Source organism: Streptomyces sp. NBC_00829 (assembly GCF_045161795.1).
Lineage (GTDB): Bacteria > Actinomycetota > Actinomycetes > Streptomycetales > Streptomycetaceae > Streptomyces.
In genome coordinates this window covers 3,390,874-3,414,044 of the sequence record NZ_CP108867.1, presented here as the reverse complement: position 1 = coordinate 3,414,044, position 23,171 = coordinate 3,390,874, and the positions used below count along the sequence as shown (strand labels likewise).

Annotated in this window: 22 protein-coding genes; 17 read left to right on the top strand and 5 right to left on the bottom strand. The window is 70.6% G+C overall.

Features of this window, described 5'->3' with window-relative positions:
- Window positions 1-41: 41 nt before the first annotated feature.
- Window positions 42-971 carry a DMT family transporter gene (locus OG293_RS14605; RefSeq protein ID WP_405999225.1) on the top strand — a complete coding sequence of 310 codons (930 nt, stop codon included), beginning with the start codon at window positions 42-44 and terminating at the stop codon, window positions 969-971.
- Here the strand turns inward: OG293_RS14605 and OG293_RS14600 are convergent.
- Window positions 886-1,821, bottom strand: coding sequence for a LysR family transcriptional regulator (locus OG293_RS14600; protein ID WP_405999224.1), 936 nt, complete (start codon window positions 1,819-1,821; stop codon window positions 886-888). The genes OG293_RS14605 and OG293_RS14600 overlap by 86 nt on opposite strands.
- 1 nt (window position 1,822) lies before the next feature.
- Entirely contained in the window at window positions 1,823-2,218 is a 396-nt protein-coding gene (locus OG293_RS14595; RefSeq protein ID WP_405999223.1) for a PLD nuclease N-terminal domain-containing protein, read from the bottom strand.
- An 89-nt stretch (window positions 2,219-2,307) separates the two neighbouring features.
- On the opposite strand from OG293_RS14595, the gene OG293_RS14590 reads away from it, so the two are divergent.
- From OG293_RS14590 to OG293_RS14580, 3 genes are read left to right on the top strand one after another with little or no spacing between them, the layout of a single operon-like run.
- On the top strand, window positions 2,308-3,759 hold the full coding sequence (locus OG293_RS14590) for a menaquinone biosynthesis decarboxylase (protein ID WP_405999222.1): 1,452 nt from the start codon (window positions 2,308-2,310) through the stop codon (window positions 3,757-3,759).
- Complete coding sequence (gene mqnP / locus OG293_RS14585; protein ID WP_405999221.1) at window positions 3,756-4,658, top strand: menaquinone biosynthesis prenyltransferase MqnP; 903 nt, start codon at window positions 3,756-3,758, stop codon at window positions 4,656-4,658. Before OG293_RS14590 ends, mqnP begins: the two co-directional genes overlap by 4 nt.
- Before the next feature lie 21 nt (window positions 4,659-4,679).
- Window positions 4,680-5,345, top strand: coding sequence for a UbiX family flavin prenyltransferase (locus tag OG293_RS14580; protein ID WP_405999220.1), 666 nt, complete (start codon window positions 4,680-4,682; stop codon window positions 5,343-5,345).
- Window positions 5,346-5,391: 46 nt separating this feature from the next.
- Here the strand turns inward: OG293_RS14580 and OG293_RS14575 are convergent, their stop codons facing one another.
- Complete coding sequence (locus tag OG293_RS14575; RefSeq protein WP_406003854.1) at window positions 5,392-5,526, bottom strand: hypothetical protein; 135 nt, start codon at window positions 5,524-5,526, stop codon at window positions 5,392-5,394.
- A 132-nt stretch (window positions 5,527-5,658) separates the two neighbouring features.
- Here OG293_RS14575 and OG293_RS14570 point away from each other — a divergent pair, with 132 nt between their 5' ends.
- The 7 genes from OG293_RS14570 (at window position 5,659) to OG293_RS14540 (ending at window position 15,068) form a co-directional block, all read left to right on the top strand.
- A complete protein-coding gene (locus OG293_RS14570) occupies window positions 5,659-6,114 on the top strand; it encodes an Lrp/AsnC family transcriptional regulator (RefSeq protein ID WP_405999219.1) in 456 nt (151 codons plus the stop codon).
- A gap of 90 nt (window positions 6,115-6,204) precedes the next feature.
- Window positions 6,205-7,368, top strand: coding sequence for an aminofutalosine synthase MqnE (mqnE, locus tag OG293_RS14565; RefSeq protein WP_406003594.1), 1,164 nt, complete (start codon window positions 6,205-6,207; stop codon window positions 7,366-7,368).
- Window positions 7,369-7,468: 100 nt separating this feature from the next.
- Entirely contained in the window at window positions 7,469-7,993 is a 525-nt protein-coding gene (locus OG293_RS14560; protein WP_405999218.1) for a GNAT family N-acetyltransferase, read from the top strand.
- 63 nt (window positions 7,994-8,056) lie between these two features.
- Window positions 8,057-8,350 carry a DUF4229 domain-containing protein gene (locus tag OG293_RS14555; protein WP_405999217.1) on the top strand — a complete coding sequence of 98 codons (294 nt, stop codon included), beginning with the start codon at window positions 8,057-8,059 and terminating at the stop codon, window positions 8,348-8,350.
- Window positions 8,351-8,522: 172 nt separating this feature from the next.
- The gene (locus OG293_RS14550) at window positions 8,523-9,173 is read left to right on the top strand and encodes a TetR/AcrR family transcriptional regulator (RefSeq protein WP_405999216.1); all 651 of its coding nucleotides are present in this window, start codon (window positions 8,523-8,525) and stop codon (window positions 9,171-9,173) included.
- A 545-nt stretch (window positions 9,174-9,718) separates the two neighbouring features.
- Window positions 9,719-13,696 carry a Pls/PosA family non-ribosomal peptide synthetase gene (locus tag OG293_RS14545; RefSeq protein WP_405999215.1) on the top strand — a complete coding sequence of 1,326 codons (3,978 nt, stop codon included), beginning with the start codon at window positions 9,719-9,721 and terminating at the stop codon, window positions 13,694-13,696.
- Between the two features lie 64 nt (window positions 13,697-13,760).
- Complete coding sequence (locus OG293_RS14540; protein ID WP_405999214.1) at window positions 13,761-15,068, top strand: M1 family metallopeptidase; 1,308 nt, start codon at window positions 13,761-13,763, stop codon at window positions 15,066-15,068.
- Window positions 15,069-15,197: 129 nt separating this feature from the next.
- Here the strand turns inward: OG293_RS14540 and OG293_RS14535 are convergent, their stop codons facing one another.
- Together OG293_RS14535 and OG293_RS14530 are read right to left on the bottom strand one after the other, a co-directional pair.
- On the bottom strand, window positions 15,198-15,590 hold the full coding sequence (locus OG293_RS14535) for a DUF1992 domain-containing protein (RefSeq protein ID WP_405999213.1): 393 nt from the start codon (window positions 15,588-15,590) through the stop codon (window positions 15,198-15,200).
- A gap of 78 nt (window positions 15,591-15,668) precedes the next feature.
- Window positions 15,669-16,580 carry a MurR/RpiR family transcriptional regulator gene (locus tag OG293_RS14530; RefSeq protein WP_405999212.1) on the bottom strand — a complete coding sequence of 304 codons (912 nt, stop codon included), beginning with the start codon at window positions 16,578-16,580 and terminating at the stop codon, window positions 15,669-15,671.
- A gap of 122 nt (window positions 16,581-16,702) precedes the next feature.
- Between OG293_RS14530 and OG293_RS14525 the strand changes: the two genes are divergently transcribed.
- Genes OG293_RS14525 through OG293_RS14500 form a run of 6 tightly spaced genes read left to right on the top strand, consistent with a single transcriptional unit; the run spans window position 16,703 to window position 23,046 of the window.
- Window positions 16,703-17,848, top strand: a complete 1,146-nt coding sequence (locus OG293_RS14525; RefSeq protein ID WP_405999211.1) for a C45 family autoproteolytic acyltransferase/hydolase — start codon at window positions 16,703-16,705, stop codon at window positions 17,846-17,848.
- Window positions 17,849-17,858: 10 nt separating this feature from the next.
- Entirely contained in the window at window positions 17,859-19,505 is a 1,647-nt protein-coding gene (locus tag OG293_RS14520) for an ABC transporter substrate-binding protein (RefSeq protein ID WP_405999210.1), read from the top strand.
- 7 nt (window positions 19,506-19,512) lie between these two features.
- Complete coding sequence (locus OG293_RS14515) at window positions 19,513-20,460, top strand: ABC transporter permease (protein ID WP_405999209.1); 948 nt, start codon at window positions 19,513-19,515, stop codon at window positions 20,458-20,460.
- A complete protein-coding gene (locus tag OG293_RS14510) occupies window positions 20,457-21,293 on the top strand; it encodes an ABC transporter permease (protein ID WP_405999208.1) in 837 nt (278 codons plus the stop codon). Before OG293_RS14515 ends, OG293_RS14510 begins: the two co-directional genes overlap by 4 nt.
- Before the next feature lie 5 nt (window positions 21,294-21,298).
- Complete coding sequence (locus OG293_RS14505) at window positions 21,299-22,255, top strand: ABC transporter ATP-binding protein (RefSeq protein WP_405999207.1); 957 nt, start codon at window positions 21,299-21,301, stop codon at window positions 22,253-22,255.
- Window positions 22,252-23,046, top strand: a complete 795-nt coding sequence (locus OG293_RS14500; RefSeq protein WP_405999206.1) for an ABC transporter ATP-binding protein — start codon at window positions 22,252-22,254, stop codon at window positions 23,044-23,046. Before OG293_RS14505 ends, OG293_RS14500 begins: the two co-directional genes overlap by 4 nt.
- The last annotated feature ends 125 nt before the right edge of the window (window positions 23,047-23,171 follow it).

The window sequence follows — 23,171 nt, the reverse complement described above, 5'->3', positions numbered from 1 at the left end:
GCTCGTGGACCGTCCCCGGCCGCGCTCGTAGCGTCGGAGCCATGAACACACAGAGCAGGGGCACCCTCGAACTGACCGCCGCGATGGTCCTGTCCGGCACACTCGGAATCTTCGTCGTCGAGTCGGGGGCCTCGGCCTTCAACGTCGTCTTCTTCCGCGTCCTGTTCGGTGCTCTGGCCCTGGGCGGCTATGCGCTGGCCCGCGGCTACTTCCGGGGCCACGGCTTCACCCCGAAGAAGCTCGCCCTGGCAGCACTCGGGGGGCTTTTCATAGTCTTCAACTGGGTGTTCCTCTTCGAGTCGTACGAGAACACCTCGATCTCCGTCGCGACCGTCGTCTATCACACGCAGCCGTTCTACGTGGTGCTGCTGGGCGCCCTGCTCTTCCGCGAACGCGTCACCGCGGCGAAGGTGGGCTGGATCGCGCTGGCGTTCGCCGGGCTGATCCTGGTCTCCGGGGTGACACCGGGCGACTTCAGCGGTGGCAGCAGCTATCTGATCGGCGTCGGCCAGGCCATGGCCGCGGCTCTCCTCTACGGTCTGTCGACTCTGATCACCAAGCGCGTCACCGGCGTACGGCCCCATCTGGTCGCACTCGTCCAGGTACTGGTCGGCATCCCGCTGCTGCTGCCCTTCGCCGACTTCGGCGAGATGAGCGGGACCGGCGCGGACTGGGGCTGGCTGGTCGGGCTCGGGCTCATCCACACCGGCCTGATGTACGTCCTGATGTACTCGGCCTACCAGAAGCTGCCCACCGCGAAGATCGCCGTGCTCGCCTTCACCTACCCGGCCGTTGCGATGGTCGCCGACTGGGCGGTGTACGGGCACCACATCGGGCTCGTCCAGGCGCTCGGCGTCCCGCTGATCGTGCTCGCCGGCCTCAAGGTCACCCTTGCCGGGACTCCGCGGACGGCGGCCGGTTCGCCGAGTCCCGCTCCTGCTCCCGCACCAGTCGCATCGTCTCGTCGATGAACAGCCGGACATGACGCGGCAGCCGCTTTCCCTCACGCCAGGCGACCTGGGTGTACAGCTGGAACGGCGGCTCCCATGGCAGCGCGAGGAGTGCCCCCGACACCAACTCCTCGCGCACTGCCACGCGGGGCAGCAGCGCCACACCGAGGCCGCTTGCCACGCCCCGTTTGGTGGCCTCGATCGTGCCGAACTCCATGAAGGGCGGCGGGGCGCCGTTGCAGGCGCGCAGCTCGTCCTCGAACAGGTCGCGGTACGGGCAGCCGGGCTCCGTACCGACCAGCTGCACGTCCGTCAGATCGGGGGTCGCGAGCTTCGCCGCCCCGGCCAGGGGATGGCCGGGCGCGCAGACGAGGACCAGTGGTTCGGCGGTGAGCACCTCGCTCTCAAGGCCCGCGTGCACGGTCTCCCGCTCCATCAGGAAGCCGATGTCGTACACGCCCTGGCGCAGCGCCTGCCGGGTCTCGTCGCCGAGGGTGGGGCGCAGGGAGAGCCTGACCTGCGGATAGCGGTGGTGGAACAGTTCGAGCAGGGCGGGCAGCCGGTAGGAGGTGAGCGACTCCATCGTGCCGACGTTGATCGCTCCGGCGTGCTCGTCGGCGCCGGTGACGGCGGCCCTGGCCTCGTTGTTCAGCTCGATGATCCGGCGGGCGTACGGCAGCAGCCGCTCACCCGCCTCGGTCAGCCGGATGCGGCTGCCGAGCCGGTCGAAGAGCTCCGTGCCGAGCGAGCTCTCCAGGGAGCGGATCTGGCTGGTGACGCTGGACTGCGCGTACTTCAGCTCGGCCGCGGCCTGGGTGAAACTGAGGACGGTGGCGACCTTCTCGAAGGTGACCAGCAGACGCAGTTCCATGTCAGGGCTGCTTCGGCTCGTCGCCGTCCTCGCGGCGCTTGAGCTCCTCCTCGCGGCGGCGCAGGTCGGCCTCCCAGTCCTTGAGGAGTGCCTCGTCCTTCTCCTTCTGCGGGGGATTGGCGTCGTCCTTGAGGGACTTCAGGAAGTCGGGGTTGTCGTCGGGCGCGACCCACTGCGTACGACGTGAGCCCGCGGCGCCGCCCGAGCCGGTGCCGCGCGCCTTGCCCGCGACGAGCCAGGCGACAGGACCGATCAGGACCTCGCCGAAGAGCAGCACGATGATGACCCAGACCACCTTGGGGAGGTGCTTGACCTCCTCCTCGGGGGTGTTGAGGCAGTCGATGAAGGCGTAGATCCACAGCGCCAGAACCAGCAGGAAGGGCAGATACCGGAGCATGGTGGTGCGATCCCCCCGGGGGAGCGATGGCGGGGCGCCATGGGCCCCGGTGACAGGCCAAGCCTAGTCCTTGACGGATACTGGACCGCATGGCTTACGACGATCTTCGCTCCCTGCTCCGGGCGCTGGAGCGCGAGGGCGACCTCAAGCGCATCAAGGCCGAGGTGGACCCGTATCTGGAGGTCGGGGAGATCGTCGACCGCGTGAACAAGGCAGGCGGCCCGGCACTTCTGTTCGAGAACGTCCGCGGGTCGGCGATGCCGCTCGCGATGAACGTCTTCGGGACCGACCGCCGGCTGCTCAAGGCGCTCGGCCTGAAGTCCTACTCCGAGATCAGCGACAAGATCGGCGGACTGCTCAAGCCGGAGCTGCCGCAGGGCTTCGTCGGAGTGCGCGAGGCCTTCGGGAAGCTCGGCTCGATGGTGCACGTACCGCCGAAGAAGGTGAAGGACGCGCCGGTGCAGGAGGTCGTCCTGCGGGGCGACGACGTCGATCTGGACCGGCTGCCCGCGCTGTTCACCTGGCCCGAGGACGGCGGGTCCTTCTTCAACCTGGGCCTGACGCACACCAGGCACCCGGAGTCGGGGGTGCGCAACCTCGGTCTCTACCGCCTTCAGCGGCACGACCGGAACACCATCGGCATGCACTGGCAGATCCACAAGGACAGCCGCAACCACTACCAGGTGGCGGCCAAGCGCGGTGAGCGGCTTCCGGTCGCCATCGCGTTCGGCTGCCCGCCGGCGGTGACGTACGCCTCGACCGCTCCGCTGCCCTCGGACATCGACGAGTACCTCCTCGCGGGCTTCGTGGCGGGCAGGCGGATCGAGATGGTCGACTGCAAGACGGTCCCGCTCCAGGTCCCGGCGAACGCGGAAGTCGTCCTGGAGGGCTGGCTGGAGCCGGGGAAGACGCTTCCCGAAGGGCCCTTCGGCGACCACACCGGCTTCTACACGCCCCAGGAGCCGTTCCCGGCGCTGACGATCGACTGCGTCACGATGCGCAAACGGCCGCTGCTCCAGTCGATCGTCGTGGGCCGCCCGCCGACCGAGGACGGTCCGCTCGGCCGTGCCACGGAGCGTTTCTTCCTGCCGCTGCTCAAGATCATCGTGCCGGACATCGTGGACTACCACCTGCCCGAGTCGGGCGGTTTCCACAACTGCGCGATCGTCTCGATCGACAAGAAGTACCCGAAGCACGCGCAGAAGGTCATGCACGCCATCTGGGGCGCCCACATGATGTCGCTGACGAAGCTGATCGTGGTGGTGGACGCGGACTGCGACGTCCACGATCTGCACGAGGTGTCGTGGCGCGCCCTCGGCAACACGGACTACGCCCGTGACCTGACGGTCGTGGAGGGCCCGGTCGACCATCTCGACCACGCGTCGTACCAGCAGTTCTGGGGCGGCAAGGCGGGCATCGACGCGACGAAGAAGCTCCCCGAGGAGGGGTACGTCAGGGACGGCGGCTGGCCGGACATGGTCGAGTCCGATCCGCAGACGGCGGCGAAGGTCGACCGCCGCTGGAAGGAGTACGGCCTGTGAGCGCCTCTGCCGCCGCGGTACCGGGGCCGGGCAGGACGAAGGGCTTCCTGCGGCTCGTGATGATCGAGCACTCGGTCTTCGCGCTGCCCTTCGCCTACATCGCGTCCCTCACCGCGATGTTCCAGCTCGACGGGAACATCCAGTGGGGCAAGCTCCTCCTGGTGACGCTCGCGATGGTCGGGCTGCGGACCTTCGCGATGGCCTGCAACCGGATCATCGACCGAGAGATCGACGCCCGCAACCCCCGCACCGAGAACCGTGAACTGGTCACCGGAGCGGTGTCGGTGCGGTCCGCCTGGACCGGTGCGCTGATCGCCGTCGTCATCTTCCTGGGCGCCGCCGCCGCGCTGAACCCGCTCTGTCTCGCGCTCGCCCCGATCGCCGTGATCCCGATGGTGGTCTATCCCTACGGCAAGCGGTTCACGAACTTCCCGCACGCCATCCTCGGGCTCGCCCAGGCCATGGGCCCGGTCGGCGCCTGGATCGCGATCACCGGGCAGTGGTCGTGGGACGCGGTGATCCTCGGACTCGCCGTCGGCGTCTGGATCGGTGGCTTCGACCTGATCTTCGCCTGCCAGGACGTCCAGGCCGACCGCGCGCACGGTGTGATGTCGGTGCCGGCGCGCTTCGGTGTTCCGGCCGCGTTGTACGGGGCGCGGGCCGCGCACGCCGTGACGACGGTTCTTCTGGTCTGGTACGCGCTGGCCACGGAGGCGGGCGGGTTCTTCTGGACCGGACTGGTGGTCGTCGCCGGGGCGTTCGTCTACGAGCACACGATCGTCAAGCCGCACGACCTGTCCCGGCTCGACCGCGCGTTCTTCACGGTCAACGGTTTCATCGGCATTGCCTTGTTCGGCTGCGCGCTGTTCGATCTGCTGGCGCGCGGCCTCACGGTGTGACCGGCGGATAGGGTCAGCGGCATGAACGACGCCAAGCGCACCCCGTGGGTGGTGGGGGTCTCCGGCGCGTCCGGGACGCCGTACGCCGCCGCCGTGCTGCGCGGGCTGCTTGCCGCGGGCGAGAGCGTTGACCTGGTGGTCAGCCGTGCCTCGCGGCTGACGCTGCTCGACGAGACGGGGATCGCCTTCCGCGACGCGCACTGGCGCGAGGATCTTCGGGAGTGGCTGGCGCGGGGCGCCGACGGGAAGCCGGACACCTTCCGGGTGGATGTGGCGGACGTACGGCACTGGGCGGCGGGGGATCTGGCCGCCGGACCTTCGTCGGGTTCGTATCCCGTCAAGGGGATGCTCATCGTCCCGGCGTCGACTGCGTGTGTGGCCGGGGTGGCGCTCGGGCTCTCGAAGGACCTGTTGCAACGCACGGCGAGCGTGACGCTCAAGGAGCGGCGGAGGCTTGTGGTCGCGGTGCGGGAGACCCCGCTGAACGGACAGACCCTCAAGCACCTGGTGACGCTGGACGAGGCGGGCGCCGTGGTGCTGCCCGCCTCTCCGGCGTTCTACGCGGGGGCGACGCACATCCAGGATCTGGTGGACTTCGTCGCGGGGCGGGTGCTGGACGCGGCAGGGGTGCCGCACCTGCTGTACCGCCGTTGGGAGGGAGAGCTCGGTGGCTCTCGTACGGATTAGCCCGGACTAGCGCGGATTAGCCCGGACTGGGCGGATCGGCTCGGGACTAGCGCTTCTTGGCGCGCCGCGCGGTACGGATCTTGTCGATCCGGTACGCCGCGGCTGGCTGATGGGCACGCGAGCGGTTGGCCAGCTCCTGCAGCTGTCGCATGTGGGCGTAGGCCATCTCGATCGAGTACACGGGGAGCTCACTCCTGAAATTTTGAAGGATTATCGTTGATCGTCTGAAAGATTCGCAGGGAGTTGACCCTGCATGCCTTAGATTCTATACGTAAACTTGCGAGAACGCTGAACAATGGAAGGGTCCAGGCATATGGACGCGGTGGACAGACAGCTCATCCAGGCCCTCAGGGAGAACGGCAGGGCCTCGTACGCCGAGCTCGGCCGGCTCGTGGGGCTCTCCGGGCCCTCCGTCACCGACCGCATCAACCGCCTTGAGGCGGCGGGCGTCATCACCGGATACCGCGCCACCGTCGACGCCAGGTCGCTCGGTCTCGGTGTCACGGCCCTCATCGGTCTCTCCCTTTCCGACGCGGCCGACCATGAGGACGTGGCGCGCCGGCTGAAGGACCTGGCCGAGATCGAGGACCTCTGGTTCATCGCCGGGGACGACTCGTACATGCTCAAGGTCCGGGCGAGCGACGTGGACGGTCTGGAGAAGACGATCCGCCGGCTCTCCGGCACCCGGGGCGTCTCGCGCACGCGCACCACGATCGTGCTCTCCACCAAGTGGGAGAACCGGGTCGGAGATCTGCCCGAAGAGAGCTGACGCGCAGCTCGACGGGGGTCCCCCGGCCTCAAAGGTGCGGGGGAGTACGGTTGGCGGAGCCCGATTGGAAGACGTATGGGAGACGACCGCATGGACGTGGGACTCAAGCGCGAGCTGGAGGAGAAGGTCCGTTCCGGGGAGCGACTGAGCCGCGAGGACGGCATCGCCCTCTACGAGTCGGACGACCTGGCCTGGCTCGGCGGTCTCGCCCACGAGGTGCGGACGCGCAAGAACGGCGACGTGGTCCACTTCAACGTCAACCGCCACCTCAACATGACGAACGTGTGCACCGCGTCGTGCGCGTACTGCTCGTTCCAGCGCAAGCCGGGCGAGAAGGACGCGTACACCATGCGCATCGAGGAGGCCGTCCGCCTCGCCAAGACAATGGAGGGCGAGAACCTCACCGAACTGCACATCGTCAACGGGCTCCACCCCAACCTGCCGTGGCGCTACTACCCGCGCTCGCTGAGCGAGCTGAAGAAGGCGCTGCCGAACGTCTCCCTCAAGGCCTTCACCGCCACCGAGATCCACCACTTCGAGACGATCTCCGGCCTGTCGGCCTCCGAGATCCTCGACGAGCTGATCGAGGCCGGTCTGGAGTCGCTGACCGGCGGCGGCGCGGAGATCTTCGACTGGGAGGTCCGCCAGCACATCGTGGACCACCGGACTCACTGGGAGGACTGGTCGCGGATCCACCGGCTCGCGCACGAGAAGGGTCTCAAGACCCCCTGCACGATGCTGTACGGCCACATCGAGGAGCCCCGGCACCGTGTCGACCACGTCCTGCGCCTGCGGGAACTCCAGGACGAGACCGGCGGCTTCCAGGTCTTCATCCCGCTGCGCTACCAGCACGACTTCGTGGACGTGAAGGACGGCAAGGTCCGCAACCGGCTCCAGGCGCGGACGACGATGGCGACGGGCGCGGAGGCGTTGAAGACCTTCGCCGTCTCGCGGCTTCTCTTCGACAACGTCCAGCACGTCAAGGTGTTCTGGGTGATGCACGGTGTGCAGACCGCGCAGCTGGCCCTGCAGCACGGTGCGGACGACATGGACGGCTCGGTCGTCGAGTACAAGATCACGCACGACGCGGACAACTACGGTACGCCGAACAAGCTGACGCGTGACGATCTGCTGGACCTGATCCGTGACGCGGGCTTCCGTCCGGTGGAGCGGAACACGCGGTACGAGATCATCCGCGAGTACCCGGGCCCGGACGAGTCGCGCCGTGAGTCGCCCCAGCCGATGCGGGTCTGACCTCTCGTACGCCCCCTGTGAAGCCCCGGCCCGGCGCCGGGGCTTCTCGCGTGCCGGACACTCCTTGAGCGCCCTGGCCGGTAATGGCTAGCATCGCCCTATGGCCCTTACCTTTCGGCTCGATCCGCCGATCGACCGCCACCTCAGGGACGGCGTCGTCGCGCTCTGGGTCGACGTCTCCAACGCCGGCGGCTCGGTCGGCTTCGTGCCCCCGGTCGACGCCGACGCCGTGCGCCCCGAGTTCGTCAAACACCTCGTCGGCATCGCCGAGGGCCGCACCCGGCTGCTCGTCGGGTACGACGAGGAAGGTGTCATCGCGGCCACCGCCTTCTTCGCGTACAACACCCACCGGCTGATGCAGCACTGGGGCTGGCTCTACACGGTGATGGTGCACCCCGGGCACCAGGGCAAGGGGTACGGCAGGGACCTCATGGCCGCGGTCGCCGACGCGGGCCGCGGGTTCGAGGGGATCGAGGCGATCCGCCTCACCTGCCGCGGCGGCACCGGTGTGGACCGCTTCTACGCCTCCTGCGGGTACAAGGAGGTCGGCCGCGTGCCCGGCGCGATCCGGGTGGCCGTGGGGGACGACCGCGACGACATCGTGATGCTCCTCCCGCTGAACTGATCCGGCGGCGGGCGTGCTTCACTGGACAGGCACGACCTGTCGTACGAAGAGAGAGGGCCCGCCGTGTCCGCCGCCAAGTCGAGAGCCGCGATCCGGTACACCACCCTGCGCCTGGCCATCTTCATCGGCTGCTTCGCCGTCGTCGGCAGCCTGGTCCAGTTCGGTGTCCTGCCGAAGGGGCTCGGTGACTCCAACTTCGTCTGGATCGTCCTGCTCGCGCTCGTGCTCTCCGCGCCGCTCAGCTTCGTCCTGCTGCGCAAGCAGCGCGACCGGATGTCCGAGCAGCTCGTCGTCCAGGTCGGCCAGGCCAAGGCCCGCCTGGAAGCGAATCGTTCGCAGGAGGACGGCGTCGCGTAAGGTCCGTCCCACCCGCGCGTCGCGCGCACCCCGCAGACTCTCCACGCCCCGGCGGCTTCCCGCCGGGGCGTCGGCGTGTCCGCGCGCACCCGTCTCGGCGTGTTCACGGCCGCTTCGCGGGGGCCGTTAGTCTTACCGCGGAGTTGGGGTGTGGGGCGGGAGGATGTTTGACATGGGTGCTGTGAAGGGTGCGAAGGCCAAGCGCATGCCGCGTGCCGTCCGAGAGCGGCAGATGATGGACGCGGCCGTGCAGACCTTCGGGCAGCGCGGCTATCGGGCAGCATCGATGGATGAGATCGCGGAACTCGCCGGGGTGTCCAAGCCGTTGGTCTATCTGTATCTGAACTCGAAGGAAGAACTTTTCACGGCGTGCATCAGAAGGGAGTCGCGGGCGCTGATCGCCGCCGTGGAGGCGGCGGTCGAGCCGGGGATCGCGGCGGACCGGCAGCTGTGGGCGGGGCTGGCGGCCTTCTTCACGCACACGGCCGGGAATCCGGACGGCTGGGCGGTGCTGCACCGTCAGGCGCGTACACACGGTGAGCCGTTCGCCGCCGAGGTCGCGGCGATGCGGGACCAGATCGTGGCGGTGGTGACCACGCTGATCGGAGCCGCTGCGCGTGAGGCTCACCGGGACCGGGAACTCGCCGGCCAGGATGCGGCCGGGCTCGCGCAGGCGCTGGTGGGCGCGGCCGAGTCGCTCGCCGGGTGGGCGAACGACTCCGGGGACGTCTCGGCGAAGGAGGCGGCGGGGACGCTGATGAACTTCGCGTGGATGGGGCTGGGGAACCTGATGGTCGGGGAGCGCTGGTCGCCCTCCCGCTGAACGGCCCGTACCGGAGGTTCGGGCAGGCGACCGGCGACCGGTCGGATGGATCCGGGAGCCGCTGCGGAGCCGGAAGCCCCAGGCGCCGCCGTCGGCCGCCCCGGCGAGCCCTCGGCCGGCGCGCGACGGGGCGCTTCCGGCCGTCTTGGTGAGCCCCGGCACGGCTCGTGGTTCCGGGGGCGCAGCGGCGGTGCCGCCCCCGTCCGGTGAACGCAGGGTGTCCGGACGAGTGCTGTTCGCCACAGTCCGAGGTTCCTGGGCACTTTCCGTACCCGCGAGTAGGGATGTGGCTGTTGCCGTCCCGAGCAGGCGTGATGCCGTGATCGGGGTGCTTGGGCCGGGCGCCCGGGGCCGTCGTTCCGTACCTCTCACAACAGGCGAGTGCGGAGAACGATGGATAAACTCCTCGTTTGCCGTGCGCGGAATGGGGATTCGCAGCGCACTCGAACGACCTACGGAGAGTGAGAGATGCGTACCAGCCAGTCTCGATGCCTGCCCAGCAGACCCGCTCCCTGTGTCCTGTCGGCCGGCGATCGGTGCGCTGTATGACCGTGGCCCCGGAGTCACCGACTCTTCTCGATCCGCTGCTCGACGAGGCCCCCGCGCCCGCGCTCTTCAGCGCCGGTGCCGCCGCCCCCGAACGCACCCTCCTCGACATCCTCGACGAGAGCGCCCGCTGTCACCCGGACGCACCAGCCGTCGACGCCGGGGACGCTCCCCTCACCTACCGCACGCTGCTCGACGAGGTCGAGGCGCTGCGGATGCGCCTCGCCGACCAAGGGGTAGGCGTCGGTGACCGGGTCGGCGTCCGAGTGCCGTCCGGCACCGCCGACCTGTATGTGTCGATCCTCGCCGTGCTCGCCGCGGGCGCCGCCTATGTCCCGGTCGACGCCGAGGACCCCGACGAGCGCGCCGAGCTGGTCTTCTCCGAGGCCGCCGTGAGCGCCGTCATCGGCGCGGGACGCACCATCGAGCCGTGCGGGACCCCCGGCGGCGACACGGGCCGCAGGCCCGGCCCCGACGACGACGCGTGGATCATCTTCACCTCCGGCTCCACCGGCAAACCCAAGGGCGTCGCCGTCAGCCACCGCAGCGCTGCCGCCTTTGCCGACGCCGAGGCCCGGATCTTCCTGGCCAGGGAGCCGCTCTCCCCCGGAGACCGTGTCCTCGCCGGGCTCTCCGTCGCCTTCGACGCCTCCTGCGAGGAGATGTGGCTGGCCTGGCGGCACGGCGCCTGCCTGGTGCCCGCCCCCCGCTCCCTCGTACGCACCGGCCTCGACCTCGGCCCCTGGCTGGTCGAGCAGCGCATCACCGTCGTGTCCACGGTGCCCACGCTCGCCGCCCTGTGGCCCGCCGAGGCACTCGACGACGTACGGCTGCTGATCTTCGGCGGCGAGGCATGCCCGCCCGAGCTCGCCGAGCGGATGGCCGTCGAAGGCCGCGAGGTCTGGAACACCTACGGCCCGACCGAGGCCACGGTCGTCGCCTGCGCGGCCCCGCTGACCGGCGAGGGGCCCGTACGCATCGGGCTGCCGCTCGACGGCTGGGAGCTCGCCGTCGTGGACGCCCGGGGCGAGCTCGTGCCCATGGGCGAGAGCGGTGAGCTGGTCATCGGCGGTGTCGGCCTCGCCCGCTACCTGGACGCCGACAAGGACGCGGAGAAGTACGCGCCGCTGCCCGCCCTCGGCTGGGACCGCGCCTACCGCAGCGGCGACCTGGTCCGTGCCGAGGACGAGGGGCTGCTCTTCGTGGGCCGCACCGACGAGCAGATCAAGCTCGGCGGACGCCGTATCGAACTCGGCGAGATCGACGCCGCGCTGCAGGCTCTGCCCGGCGTCGCGGGTGCCGCCGCCGCGGTCCGTACGACCGCCGCCGGACACCAGCTGCTGGTCGGCTATGTGGTGCCGAGTGCCACAGGCGACGCGGCCGGTGCGGCCGTCGCGGCTGACAGAAACGGCTCCGGCGACGCGGCGGGCGCGGTCGACGCGGCTGACACGGACGGCTCGGTCGTCGCGTTCGACGCCGCCGACTCCGTCGCCCGGCTGCGCAAGGAACTGCCCGCCGCCCTCGTACCGCTGCTCGCCGTCGTGGACGACCTGCCCACCCGGACCTCCGGCAAGGTCGACCGCAACGCCCTGCCGTGGCCCCTGCCCGCCCTGGAGACGCCGGACACCGCGCAGGCCGAGCTCACCGGGACCGAGGCGTGGCTGGCCGAGCAGTGGACCGAACTGCTCGGCGCACCCGTCACCGGCCCCGACGCGGACTTCTTCGTCAGCGGCGGCGGCAGCCTGGCCGCCGCGCAGCTCGTCTCCCGCATCCGCGAGCGGTTCGCCGCCGGATCGGTCGGCGACATCTACCAGAACCCGACCCTCCGCGCGCTCGCCCGGACGCTGGAGGCGTCCTCGTCGAACGCGCGGGAAGCACGGGGGGATGTACGCCCCGTGCCGCGCCGCACCCACGTTGCGCAGCTGCTGCTCATGCTGCCGCTGTTCACGGTGGCGGGACTGCGCTGGGGCGTGATCGCCGCCTCGATCGGCAATCTGATCGCCCTGCCCTGGGCACCGGCCGTGTCCTGGTGGTGGGTCGCCCTCGGCTGGCTCCTGTTCATGAGCCCGGCCGGACGGATCGTGATCGCCGCGGGTGGCGCGCGGCTGCTGCTGCGCGGACTGCGCCCCGGCACCTATCCGCGCGGCGGAAGCGTCCATGTGCGGTTGTGGGCCGCCGAACGCCTGGCCGAACTCAGCGGGGCGACCAGCCTCGCCGGTGCCTGGCTCACGTACTACGCCCGTGCGCTCGGCGTCCGGATCGGCGAGGACGTAGATCTGCACGCCCTGCCGCCGGTGACGGGCATGCTGCGCCTCGGCAAGGGCTCCGCGGTCGAGCCCGAGGTGGATCTGTCCGGGCACTGGCTCGACGGCGACCGGTTGCACATCGGCAGCATCCGGATCGGAGCGGGAGCCACGGTCGGCGCCCGCAGCACCCTCTTCCCCGGCGCGCGGATCGGCAAGCGCGCCGAGATCGCCCCCGGCTCGGGTGTGACCGGGAGCGTCCCGGCGGGCGAGCGCTGGTCGGGCGTGCCCGCGTCCCGCAAGGGCAAGGCCAACCGGCACCTCCCCGAGGGCCGCCCGCGGCGCCTGCGCCGCTGGACGACCGTCTACACGCTCACCTCGTTCGGCCTCGGCCTGCTGCCCGCCGTCGCGGCGCTGCCCGGCCTGCTGGTGATGGGCGCGTCTCTGCGCGGCGGCACCGGCCTCGGCGAGGCCCTGACGGCGGCCCTGGCCGCCGTGCCGCTCGCGACCGTTGTCGCGATGGTCTCCTACGGGCTGATCGTCCTGACCGGCGTACGGCTGCTCGGCATCGGCCTGCGCGAGGGCTACCACCCCGTCCACGGCCGGATCGCCTGGCAGGCCTGGGCCACCGAGCGGCTGATGGACATGGCCCGCGTCCATCTCTTCCCGCTGTACGCGAGCCTGTTCACGCCCGTGTGGCTGCGGGCGCTGGGCATGAAGGTGGGCCGCCGGGTCGAGGCGTCGACCGTGCTGGCGCTGCCCGCGATGACGACGGTCGGCGACGGCGCGTTCCTCGCCGACGACACCATGGTCGCCAGCTACGAGCTGGGGGGCGGCTGGCTGCGGATCGCCGAGGCGCGGATCGGCAAGCGGGCCTTCCTCGGCAACTCCGGGATGACGGCCGCCGGCCGCTCCGTGCCCAAGCGTGGCCTGGTCGGCGTGCTGTCGTCGACGCCGAAGCGCGCCAAGGCGGGCAGCTCGTGGCTGGGCATGCCCCCGATGAAGCTGCCGCGGTCGGCCGAGGCGGGTGACCAGAGCCGTACGTTCGAGCCGCCCAAGCGGCTGATGTGGGCGCGGGCGCTCGTCGAGACCTGCCGGGTCGTGCCGGTCATGTGCGGCGTCGCGCTCGCCGTTCTCGCCCTCGCGGCCTTCGAGCTGCTGGCGGCCCGGGTCGGAGTCGGCCTCGCGGTGCTCGGCTGCGGCGGGCTGCTGCTCGCCGGGGGCCTGGTGGCCTGCCTCGTCGCGATAGCGGCGAAGTGGCTGCTGGTGGGCCGTTTCAAGGCGGTCGAGCACCCGTTGTGGTCGTCGTTCGTGTGGCGCAACGAACTCGCGGACACCTTTGTGGAGGTCCTCGCGGTGCCGTGGCTGGTCGGCGCGACCGGTGGCACGCCGCTGATGAATCTGTGGCTGCGGGGGCTCGGCGCCCGCGTCGGCCGCGGTGCGTGGTGCGAGACCTACTGGCTGCCGGAGGCCGACCTGGTCACCGTGGGCGGAGGCGCCAGCGTGAATCGCGGCTGTGTAGTTCAGACCCACCTCTTCCATGACCGGATCATGCGTATGGACAATGTCGTCCTCGGAGCGGGCGCGACGCTCGGCCCGCACGGCATCGCGCTGCCCGGCGCGGTGATCGGTGCCCGCGCCGCGGTCGGTCCGGCGTCACTGGTGATGCGCGGGGAGCGGGTGCCCGCGGGCACCCGCTGGCTGGGCAATCCGATCGAGGCCTGGAAGCCGTAGTCCGGACCCACGGGCAGACGCGCACGCACACGCACCACAGCAAGGAACGCGAGGACGCACGACGGTGAGGGATTCCTACCTGCCGCAGCACGGTGACAGTGGCTACCGCACCACGGAGTACGACCTGGAGATGGACTACCGTCCGCACACCGGCCGGCTGTCGGGCCGGGCCAGGATCAGAGCCGTCGCCCGGCGTGATCTGGCCGAGGTCGCCCTGGACCTCGGCCCGTTCCGCATCAACCGCGTCCTGGTGAACGGCGGCCGGCCGGCCCGGTACACCCACCGGGCCGACAAGCTGCGCATCCGGCCCGCGAAGGCACTGCGGGCCGGGTCCGCCTTCACCGTCGAGGTCCGCTACACCGGCGTCCCCCATCCTGTACGCACCCGCGACTGGGGGGACATCGGCTGGGAGCAGCTGGACGAGGGCGCTCTGGTGGCCTCCCAGCCCAACGGCGCGCACTCGTGGTTCCCGTGCAACGACCGGCCCGCCGACAAAGCGGCGTACCGGTTCGCGATCACCGCGCCCTCGCCGTACACCGTGGTCGCCAACGGCACGCTGACCTCGCGCACGATCAGCGCCTCCACCACGACCTGGGTGTACGAGCAGGCCGCGCCGATGGCGACCTATCTGGCGACCGTCCAGATCGGCCCGTACGAGCTGGTCGACGTGGCCCACGCGGGACGTGTCCCGCAGTTGGCCGCGGTGCCGAGGACGCTGATGGGGCGCTTCGAGCGGGACTTCGCCCGGCAGCCGCAGATGATGACCGCGTTCACGGACCTCTTCGGGCCCTATCCCTTCGACGACTACGCGGTCGTCGTGGTCGACGAGGAACTGGACGTGCCCTGCGAAGCGCAGGGCCTGTCCATCTTCGGCGCCAACCATGTGGACGGGCGGCGCGGCAGCGAACGGCTGATCGCGCACGAGCTCGCGCACCAGTGGTTCGGCAACAGCCTGACCGTCGCCGACTGGCGGCACATCTGGCTGAACGAGGGCTTCGCGAAGTACGCCGAGTGGCTGTGGTCCGAGGTCTCCGGGGGGCCGTCGGCGGCGGCGCAGGCGGCCCGGTCACGGGCGAAGCTGGCGCTGCTGCGCCAGGACATCAAGATCGCCGATCCTGGTCTGCGGCGGCTGTTCGACGACCGGGTCTACGAGCGGGGCGGGCTGACGATGCATGCGCTGCGGACCGCGATCGGGCATGCGGCGTTCGTGGCGCTGCTGAGGGAGTGGACGGCGACGCATCGGCACGGGGTGGTGACGACGGAGCAGTTCCTCGCGCTGGCGCAGAGGTACTCCGAGCATTCGCTCGACGGTCTGTTCAAGATGTGGCTGTACGAGGAGAAGCTCCCGGCGCTGCCGCAGCCCCGCCGCTGATCACTCTCCGGTGTTCCGCCCGCACCCGGTGTTCCGCCGGCACCTGGTGTTCCGCCCGCACCCGCGGATCAGTTACCCACCCGCGCCTCAGTTCCGCACCCGCGCCTCAGCCGCCGGCGGGCTGGAAGTTCAGCCCGCCCGCCACGTGGCGACCACCGCATCCACGTCGAACGGCACAAGCCCCAGCGGCGGCCCCGGCGGAGGCCGCCGGATCGCCGCGGCGATCTTCTCGTTGATCTCGGTCAGGATGCGCCGCACCTGCGCCTCCGTCGCCGCCCGCGCCGCCGCCTCGCGCGCGTCCTCCGCCTCCTTGCGCAGGGCGAGCGTCGGCGGCAGCACGGAGACGCCCTCGCGGTGCATCTTGCCCTTGATCCACCACAGTTCGTCGTACGGGGCCGAGTCGTCGGGGAGCGGCTTTCCGAAGCCCGGCAGCTTCTCGAAGTCGCCCCTTTCCGAGGCGTCTCGGATCTGCTTGTCGACCCACGATTCAAAGCTCACACCAGGGGGTTTGCGCTCGGTCACGTCCGCGCCTCCCGTCTCGTGCCTCTATCGTAGGCGGGCCGCGCCCAGGCCGGGGTTCAGCAGGTGCCGCTCGCCGCTTCAGCTCCTCCGCTTCGGGTCGAGCAACTGCTCGCGCAGGGCGGTCAGCTGGTGCGAGGACTCCACCGCCCGGGTCTCGTCCAGCGTGGTCAGCGCGAGCAGCAGGGCATCCGCGACGATCAGTCCGGTCAGGGACTCGGCGGTGATCCCGGTCGGGGTGTGTGGGGCCGTGAGCACCGCTTCGACCCGGCCGGCGAAGGCCTCACCGAGCTCGTCCGTGACGAGGACGACCTTGGCGCCGACCGATCTGGCCCGCTCCACAAGGATGTTCAGTTCGCTGAGCGACCGGCCCGGCTGGAAGATCACCACGGCGTCGCCCTGACCGAGCGCGAGCAACGTGTCGGCGAGTGCGAAGCCGGTCGCGCCGAAGAAACGGGCCCGGCGGCCGATCCGGCCGAGCGCCAGGGCCAGGTGTCTGGCGGCCAGTTCGGCGGCGGCGACTCCGTAGCAGAAGACCTCGCGGGCGGGTGCGAGCGCGGCGACCGCGCGCTGGAGCGTCTCCGGCTCGGTGAGGCGCCGGGCGATGTCGATGCGCTCCTGGGCCTCGTCGAAGACTTCGCCCCAGATCGAGTCCAGGTCCCGGCCCACGTGGGCGATGCGCTGCTTCAGCCGCACCTCGGGGGCGACCTCCGTGGTGAAGCCGGAGGCCAGGTCCCGCTTGAGCGCGGGCAGGCCGGCGTACCCGAGGCGTTGCAGGGCGCGGACGACCGTGGCGTTGCTCGTGCCGCTGGCCGTGCCCAGCTGCTGCGCTCCCGCGTAGAGCAGCTGCTCGACGGGTGCGCTGGCCAGGTACTGGGCGACGGCGCGTTCGGAGGCGGAGAGGCCTTCCCACTGGTCGCGGACGGCCGCGCGAAGGCGCGTCACGCCGGTCTCGGGCCCGGCGGACCCCTGTTCCGATTCTGGAATTTTCATTACAACCATTGACTTCCGTGTGATCGCCGTTACTCTCCTGGTCAAGGCATTCCAAGAGGAACACTTCCTGGAACAGACGTTACAGGATCATGTACGGGACGTGTTCCGTCGCGAGGAGAACAATGGCACCCCGCTCCCTTCCGGTCATCGAGATCTCCGGCTCACCCGCCGCTCGCGGACGCCAGTACGGCGAGGCGGTGCGGCCCCAGCTGCGGGCGGCGATGGCCTACTACACAGAGGCGTTCGGCCGGTCCTCCGGGCTCACCTGGGACCGGGTCACCGCCCGCGCGGCCCGGTGGCTCGGCCCCGTACGCGACTTCGCACCGCACCTGGTCGCGGAGATGCAGGGCATTGCCGACGGCGCGGGAGTCGACCTGCTCGACGTCCTCGCGCTCAACGCCCGTGGCGAGGTCATCTACGACAAGTCGTTCGCCCAGATGCGCGAGGACGAGGAGCCCGCCGAGGGCTGCACCTCCTTCGCCGTGTACGGAGAGGCGAGCGGCGACGGACATGTCTACGCCGGACAGAACTGGGACTGGCGGGCAGGTGTCGCCGACACCGTCGTCATGCTCCGGATCGTCCAGCCGCCCCGCCCCACCCTGATCATGCAGGTCGAGGCCGGGCAGATCGGCCGCCAGGGCGCCAACTCCGCCGGAATCGCCCTCAACGCCAACGGCCTCGGCGGTCGCTTCGACGACGGCGTCGGCCTGCCGCAGACCGTCGTACGGCGCAGCGTCCTCGACCAGCCCACCATCTCCGAGGCCATCGACGTGCTGTGCCGCACGCGCGCCCACATAGCCAGCAATGCCCTCCTGACCTGCCGGGAAGGCTTTGCTATCGACTTGGAGACAACTCCGGCCGGTCACGGCTGGATGTACCCGGACCGTGGTCTCCTGGTTCACGGCAATCACTACCAGGCGGGCATCCCCGCCGCTCTCGCCGCCGGCTACCGCCCCCTGGCGCCCGACTCGCTCGTACGGGTCCCGCGCGCCGAGGACGGACTGCGGGGGCTCCGCGGGTCGACCGGACCCGACGAGTCCCGCAAGTTGATCAAACAGGCGATGTCCGATCACCTCGGCTACCCCGAGTCGCTGTGCACCCACCCCGACCCACGCCAGTCGCGGCTGGAGCACTGGACGACGCTCGTCTCCTCCTGCGTCGACCTCACCGCCGGCGACTACCACGTGACCGCGGGTACGCCCTGCGACCACGACTACCAGCACCTCCCCTGGAACCTCTACGACGGCCCGTACGGCGACGACAAGTAGGAGCATTGCCATGAGAAACACCCACATGAGAGCCGCCGCCACGGGCCTGGTCGCCACGACCGTGCTCATAACCTCCGGCTGCGGCGGCGCCCCCAAGAGCACCCCCCGGGACAAGACCCCCGTTCTCGCGGCCGGTCTCAAGCTCAACCCCGTCACCGCACCCGCCCAGGGCGAGGTGGACAACGTCAACTGGCTCCTGGAGGACGAGCCCGACTCGCTCGACCTCGACACCCAGGGCTCCAGCGCGGGCCGGGTCGTCCTCACCAATGTCTGCGAGCGGCTCTACCAGCTCCAGCCCGACATGTCGGTGAAGCCCTTCCTCGCGGAGAAGGCCCAGGCCGGTGCCAAGAGCCTGGTCCTGACCGTGCGCTCCGGCGTCACATTCCACGACGGCACCCCGCTGACCGCCGACGACGTGCTGTGGAGTCTGAAGCGGCACTCCGACCCGGACATGGAACAGGGCGACGAGTTCACCAATGTGAGCGACATCAAGAAGACCGGCGAGCGCGAGATCACCGTCTCCTTCAAGGCGCCGGACGCGCTGTTCACCAAGGCCCTCGCGGGCGACGCCGGCATCGTCTGGAACAAGGAGCAGGTCGAGAAGGCGGGCAAGGAGTTCGGCACGCCCGGCCAGGGCGACGCCTGCTCGGGTCCGTACCGGCTGAGCGGCTGGAAGTCCGGCGACTCGATCACCATCCAGCGCAATGACGACTACTGGGGCAAGAAGCCGCTGACCCGCCAGGTCACATTCCACTGGGCCGCCGACAGCGCGCTGGTCAACGCGCTCACCACGGGCGCCGCCGACGGCGCGTACGCCGAGTCGACCAACACCGCGTCCGCGCTGCGCGGCAAGAAGGGCCTCGACCAGCACTACGGTCCCTCCACCGCGGCCCTGGTCCTCATCCCCACCGAGCGCGGCGGCCTCAAGGAACCGAAGATCCGCCGGGCCCTCTCCCTCGCGCTCGACCGCAAGGGCATCGCCACGTCCGGATACGGCGGACTGGTCGAGCCGTGGGAAACCCCCGTCGGCGCCGGCGCCTGGGGGTACGAGAAGCCCGCCTTCCAGGCCGCGCAGCAGGCGATCGACGGGGCGCCCGCAAGCCCGACGGCCGCCGATATCGAGCAGGCGAAGGAATTGGTGAAGGACGCCGGCGGGAGCGCCGACAATCCGATCGTCATCGGGACCGACGCCACCCAGGGGCGGACGGTCATCGCCAACGCGGTGCGCGCGGCGCTCCAGCGGATCGGCCTCAAGGGACAGATCAAGACCGTGCCGACCGCCCAGTTCGAGGAGTACTACAGCGAGCCGAAGGCCCGCGCCGACATCGACCTCCTCGTCGGTGACTGGTACATCTCCAAGTCCGACCCGATGGGCTTCTACGACAACGCCCTCTCCGACTCCTCCAACAACTGGGTCGGCTTCAACGACCCCGACTACGACGCCAAGGTGAAGCAGGCGCTCGGGACCATCGACGACGCGGCCCGCTCCCGGATGACGATCGAGGTGCAGCGCATGTTCACCGAAGCGGCGGTCTGGATCTCCATCGCGCAGGTGCCGTCCGTGCTCGTCGTCAACGACAAGCTGACCGGCGCGCCCGCCTCCATGGCCTACCTCTACTACCCGTGGGCCGCTGACCTCGGCGCGAAGAAGGGCTGATGCTCTGATGCTCGCCCGGACATCCCGGCGGCTCGCGGGCCTGGTCGCCACGCTTCTCGCCGCCTCGTTCGTCATCTTCGCCGCGGTGTACGCGGCCCCCGGCGACCCGGCCGTCTTCCTGGCCGGAGGCCGCGACAAGCTCACGCCCGAGAAGCTCGAACTCGTCCGCGAGCAGTACCACCTCGATGAGCCGCTGGTCGTGCAGTACGGCCGCTGGCTGTGGGACTGCGTCCACCTCGACCTCGGCCGCTCGTTCAAGTACAGCGACCAGGTGGGCGATCTGCTCGCCGCCCGTTTTCCGACGACCCTCGCGCTCGTGCTGTACGCGACCGTGCTGTTCGTCGTCCTCGGGGTGGGCGCCGGGATTCTGGCCGCAGTCCGGCGCGGCACCTGGATCGACTCGGCGGTCGTCGGCGGGACCACGCTCGCCGCCTCCGTCCCCTCGTTCGTCTCCGCGATCGCCCTGGTGGCCCTCTTCGGTGTCCAGCTGGGGTGGTTCCCGGTGACCGGCAGCGGCGAGGGCTTCGGGGGGACGCTGCACCATCTCACCCTGCCCGCCCTGTCGCTGGCGCTCGGAGCGCTGGCCCTGATCAGCCGGGTCACCCGGCAGGCCATGGCCGACGCGGGGGCGGCGGACCATGTCGAGGTCGCCCGGGCGGCCGGCATCGCGGAGCGCGAGATCGTGCTGCGGCACATCCTGCGCAACGCGCTCGGCCCGATCGTCACCATGTGCGGCCTGGTGATGGCCGGGATGCTCGCCGGGACCGTGGTCGTCGAGACCGCCTTCGGGATCAGCGGCATCGGTTCGCTGCTCGTCGGCGCGATCAACACCCATGACTTCCCGGTCGCCCAGGCGGTCCTGCTGCTCATGGTCACCGGCTACATCGCGGTGACGACACTGGTCGATCTGGTCCATCCACTGCTGGACCCACGTGTGAAGGAGCGTGCCGTATGACGGCCCTGACCCTCGCCCCGGCGGGCGAGCGCAGGCCCCTGGGGGTCCTGGCCGCCGGCGGTTTCCTCGCTCTCGTGGTGCTGGCGGCCGTCGCCGCGCCGCTGCTCGCGCCGTACGCCCCCGACGAGATCGATCTCTCCGCCTCGCTCGTGGGCACCGGCGGCGACCATCTCCTCGGCACGGACTCCTCCGGCCAGGACCTGCTCTCGCGGGTGCTGTACGGAGCCCGGACGAGCCTGATCGCCCCGCTGGCGCTGCTGGCGATGGCCGGGCTGCTCGGTGTCACACTCGGCACGGTCGCCGCCTGGCGCGGCGGCTGGGTGGACACCGTGGTCTCCCGGACCACGGACGTGATGTACGCCTTCCCCGGGCTGCTCTTCACCGTCCTGATCATCGCGGTCTTCGGCGCGGGCATGACCACGTCGGTGCTGGCGCTGGGGCTCGCGTTCACCCCGACCGTCGCCAAGTACACCCGCTCCGTCGCGCTCGCCGAACGCCACAAGCCCTACATCGACGCCTACCGCGTCCAGGGCATGGGCGGGGCGCGGATCTGTGCGCGGTACCTCGTCCCTAACCTCGGGCGCTCGATCGTCGGCTATCTCGTCGTGCTCTTCGGCGAGGCGCTGATGTCGCTGGCGACCCTGTCCTATCTGGGCTTCGGGGCCCAGCCGCCCAGCTCAGACTGGGGGCTGATGGTGCAGGAGGGGCAGGCCGCCGTGGTCCAGGGCGCGCTCCTGCCGGCGCTGGTGCCGGGCTTCGCCATCGCCGCCGTGGTGGTGTCCTTCAACGTCGTCGGGGTCTGGGCCGCCGACCGACTCGGCAGCAAGAGGTGAAGGCCGTGCTCCTTGATATCGACCATCTGACGCTGAAGCTCCCGGGAGCGGCCCGGCCCCTGCTCGCGGACGTCTCGCTGAGGGTGGCGAGCGGTGAAGTGGTGGGCCTGGTCGGCGAATCCGGCTCCGGCAAGTCGACCACCGCCAAGGCCGCCCTGCGGCTCTTCCCCGAGGGGGTCTCCGCCTCCGGAGCGGTACGGGTCGACGGCACCGACGTCCTCGCTCTGACCGGCGAGGACCTCCGGACCCACCGCTCCCGTACGGTCGCGATGGTCCACCAGGACCCGCGCTCCGCACTCAACCCGGTGCGCAGGATCGGCGACTTCCTGGTGGAAAGGGGGGCCACGCGGGCCCGCGCCGTCGAACTCCTCGCCACGGTCGGACTCTCCGACCCCGAACGGCGGGTGCGCCAGCGCCCGCACGAGCTCTCCGGCGGCATGCTCCAGCGCGTCGTCATCGCGGGCGCCCTCGCCACCGAGCCGCGGCTGCTGCTCGCCGACGAGGCGACCAGCGCACTGGATGTGACCACACAGGCGGAGATCCTCGCGCTGCTGCGCACCCTGCGCACCGAGCGGAATCTGGGCCTGCTGTTCATCACCCACGATCTCCATCTGGCCGCGGCCTACTGCGACCGGGTGTACGTGATGTACGCGGGCCGGGTCGTCGAGGAGCAGAGGGCGGAGAACCTGTTCGCCCGCCCCGGACACCCGTACACCCGGGGCCTGCTGGACTGCTCGCCCGCGCTGGGCGAGAAGCGGGAGATCCGCCCCATCCCCGGCCGGCCGCCGTCCCTGTCGGACGCCTTCACGGGCTGTGAGTTCGCCGCGCGCTGTCCGAAGGCGGAACCCGCCTGCGGGTCCTGGCGCCCGGAACCGGTCGCCGTACCGTACGGCGGCACCGTGTCCTGCCGGTGTCTGCCGGTGCACGAGACCGTCGCGTCCGCCGAGAGGAGCCACCGATGACGAGCGCACCCCTGCTCGACGTACAGGGCCTGAGCAAGGTCTATCCGCTGCCGGGCGGCGGGAGGCTCACCGCCGCGGACGGCATCTCCTTCACCGTCCAGCCCGGCGGTTCGCTCGGCATCGTCGGCGAGTCCGGCTCCGGCAAGACGACCGTCGCCCGGATGCTCGTCGGACTCGTACGGCCCGACGCGGGCACCGTCTCGGTCGCGGGGCGCACCCGCTCCGGCCGCGTTCCGCGGGGCAGGGCCGCGCGGCTGCGCAGGGCGCGGGACATCCAGATGGTCTTCCAGGACCCGTATGTCTCCCTCGATCCCCGGCTCACCGCCCGGCAGTGTCTGCTCACGGCTCTGCGGCTGCACGGCCGCGAGGAGTCGCTGGCCGACGGGCTTCTCGACCGGGTCGGCCTCGGCGCCCGGGAGTCGGGGGCGCGGCCCCACGGGCTCTCCGGAGGACAGCGGCAGCGGCTGGCGATCGCCAGGGCGCTGGCCGTGGACCCCGAAGTGCTGGTCCTGGACGAGGCGGTGGCGGCGCTGGACGTCTCCATCCAGGCGCAGATCCTCTCGCTGCTCGGCGAGATCCGCCGGGACACCGGGGTCGCTCTGGTCTTCGTCAGCCATGATCTGGCGGTCGTCCAGCACATCACCGAGGAGGTGTTGGTGATGCGCAGGGGCACGGCCGTGGAGCAGGGTCCGACGGCGGGAGTGCTGGCCGCGCCCGAGCATCCGTACACCCGACGGCTGCTGGCCTCGGTGCCGCGTCCCGGCTGGGACCCGGCGGCTGTGCCCGCGTAACCGACGCGACCCGTGGCAGGCGTCCTTCGCCCCCCAGGCGCCCCTGGACACAAAGGCAGGAGCCCCGCTCCATAAGGACGGGGCTCCTTGGTATTGCTGAGTCGTTCGCGATCGCCGACCCTGGC

Excerpts from the sequence above, each read along its gene's own strand:
- OG293_RS14545 (WP_405999215.1), top strand. The coding sequence starts at position 9,719 with ATGACCGTGGCCCCGGAGTCACCGACTCTTCTCGATCCGCTGCTCGAC.
- OG293_RS14525 (WP_405999211.1), top strand. The coding sequence starts at position 16,703 with ATGGCACCCCGCTCCCTTCCGGTCATCGAGATCTCCGGCTCACCCGCC.
- OG293_RS14500 (WP_405999206.1), top strand. The coding sequence starts at position 22,252 with ATGACGAGCGCACCCCTGCTCGACGTACAGGGCCTGAGCAAGGTCTAT.
- OG293_RS14510 (WP_405999208.1), top strand. The coding sequence starts at position 20,457 with ATGACGGCCCTGACCCTCGCCCCGGCGGGCGAGCGCAGGCCCCTGGGG.
- OG293_RS14560 (WP_405999218.1), top strand. The coding sequence starts at position 7,469 with ATGGCCCTTACCTTTCGGCTCGATCCGCCGATCGACCGCCACCTCAGG.
- OG293_RS14520 (WP_405999210.1), top strand. The coding sequence starts at position 17,859 with ATGAGAAACACCCACATGAGAGCCGCCGCCACGGGCCTGGTCGCCACG.
- OG293_RS14570 (WP_405999219.1), top strand. The coding sequence starts at position 5,659 with ATGGACGCGGTGGACAGACAGCTCATCCAGGCCCTCAGGGAGAACGGC.
- OG293_RS14590 (WP_405999222.1), top strand. The coding sequence starts at position 2,308 with ATGGCTTACGACGATCTTCGCTCCCTGCTCCGGGCGCTGGAGCGCGAG.
- OG293_RS14605 (WP_405999225.1), top strand. The coding sequence starts at position 42 with ATGAACACACAGAGCAGGGGCACCCTCGAACTGACCGCCGCGATGGTC.
- mqnE (WP_406003594.1), top strand. The coding sequence starts at position 6,205 with ATGGACGTGGGACTCAAGCGCGAGCTGGAGGAGAAGGTCCGTTCCGGG.
- OG293_RS14580 (WP_405999220.1), top strand. The coding sequence starts at position 4,680 with ATGAACGACGCCAAGCGCACCCCGTGGGTGGTGGGGGTCTCCGGCGCG.
- OG293_RS14550 (WP_405999216.1), top strand. The coding sequence starts at position 8,523 with ATGGGTGCTGTGAAGGGTGCGAAGGCCAAGCGCATGCCGCGTGCCGTC.
- OG293_RS14515 (WP_405999209.1), top strand. The coding sequence starts at position 19,513 with ATGCTCGCCCGGACATCCCGGCGGCTCGCGGGCCTGGTCGCCACGCTT.
- OG293_RS14530 (WP_405999212.1), bottom strand. The coding sequence starts at position 16,580 with ATGAAAATTCCAGAATCGGAACAGGGGTCCGCCGGGCCCGAGACCGGC.
- OG293_RS14600 (WP_405999224.1), bottom strand. The coding sequence starts at position 1,821 with ATGGAACTGCGTCTGCTGGTCACCTTCGAGAAGGTCGCCACCGTCCTC.
- OG293_RS14595 (WP_405999223.1), bottom strand. The coding sequence starts at position 2,218 with ATGCTCCGGTATCTGCCCTTCCTGCTGGTTCTGGCGCTGTGGATCTAC.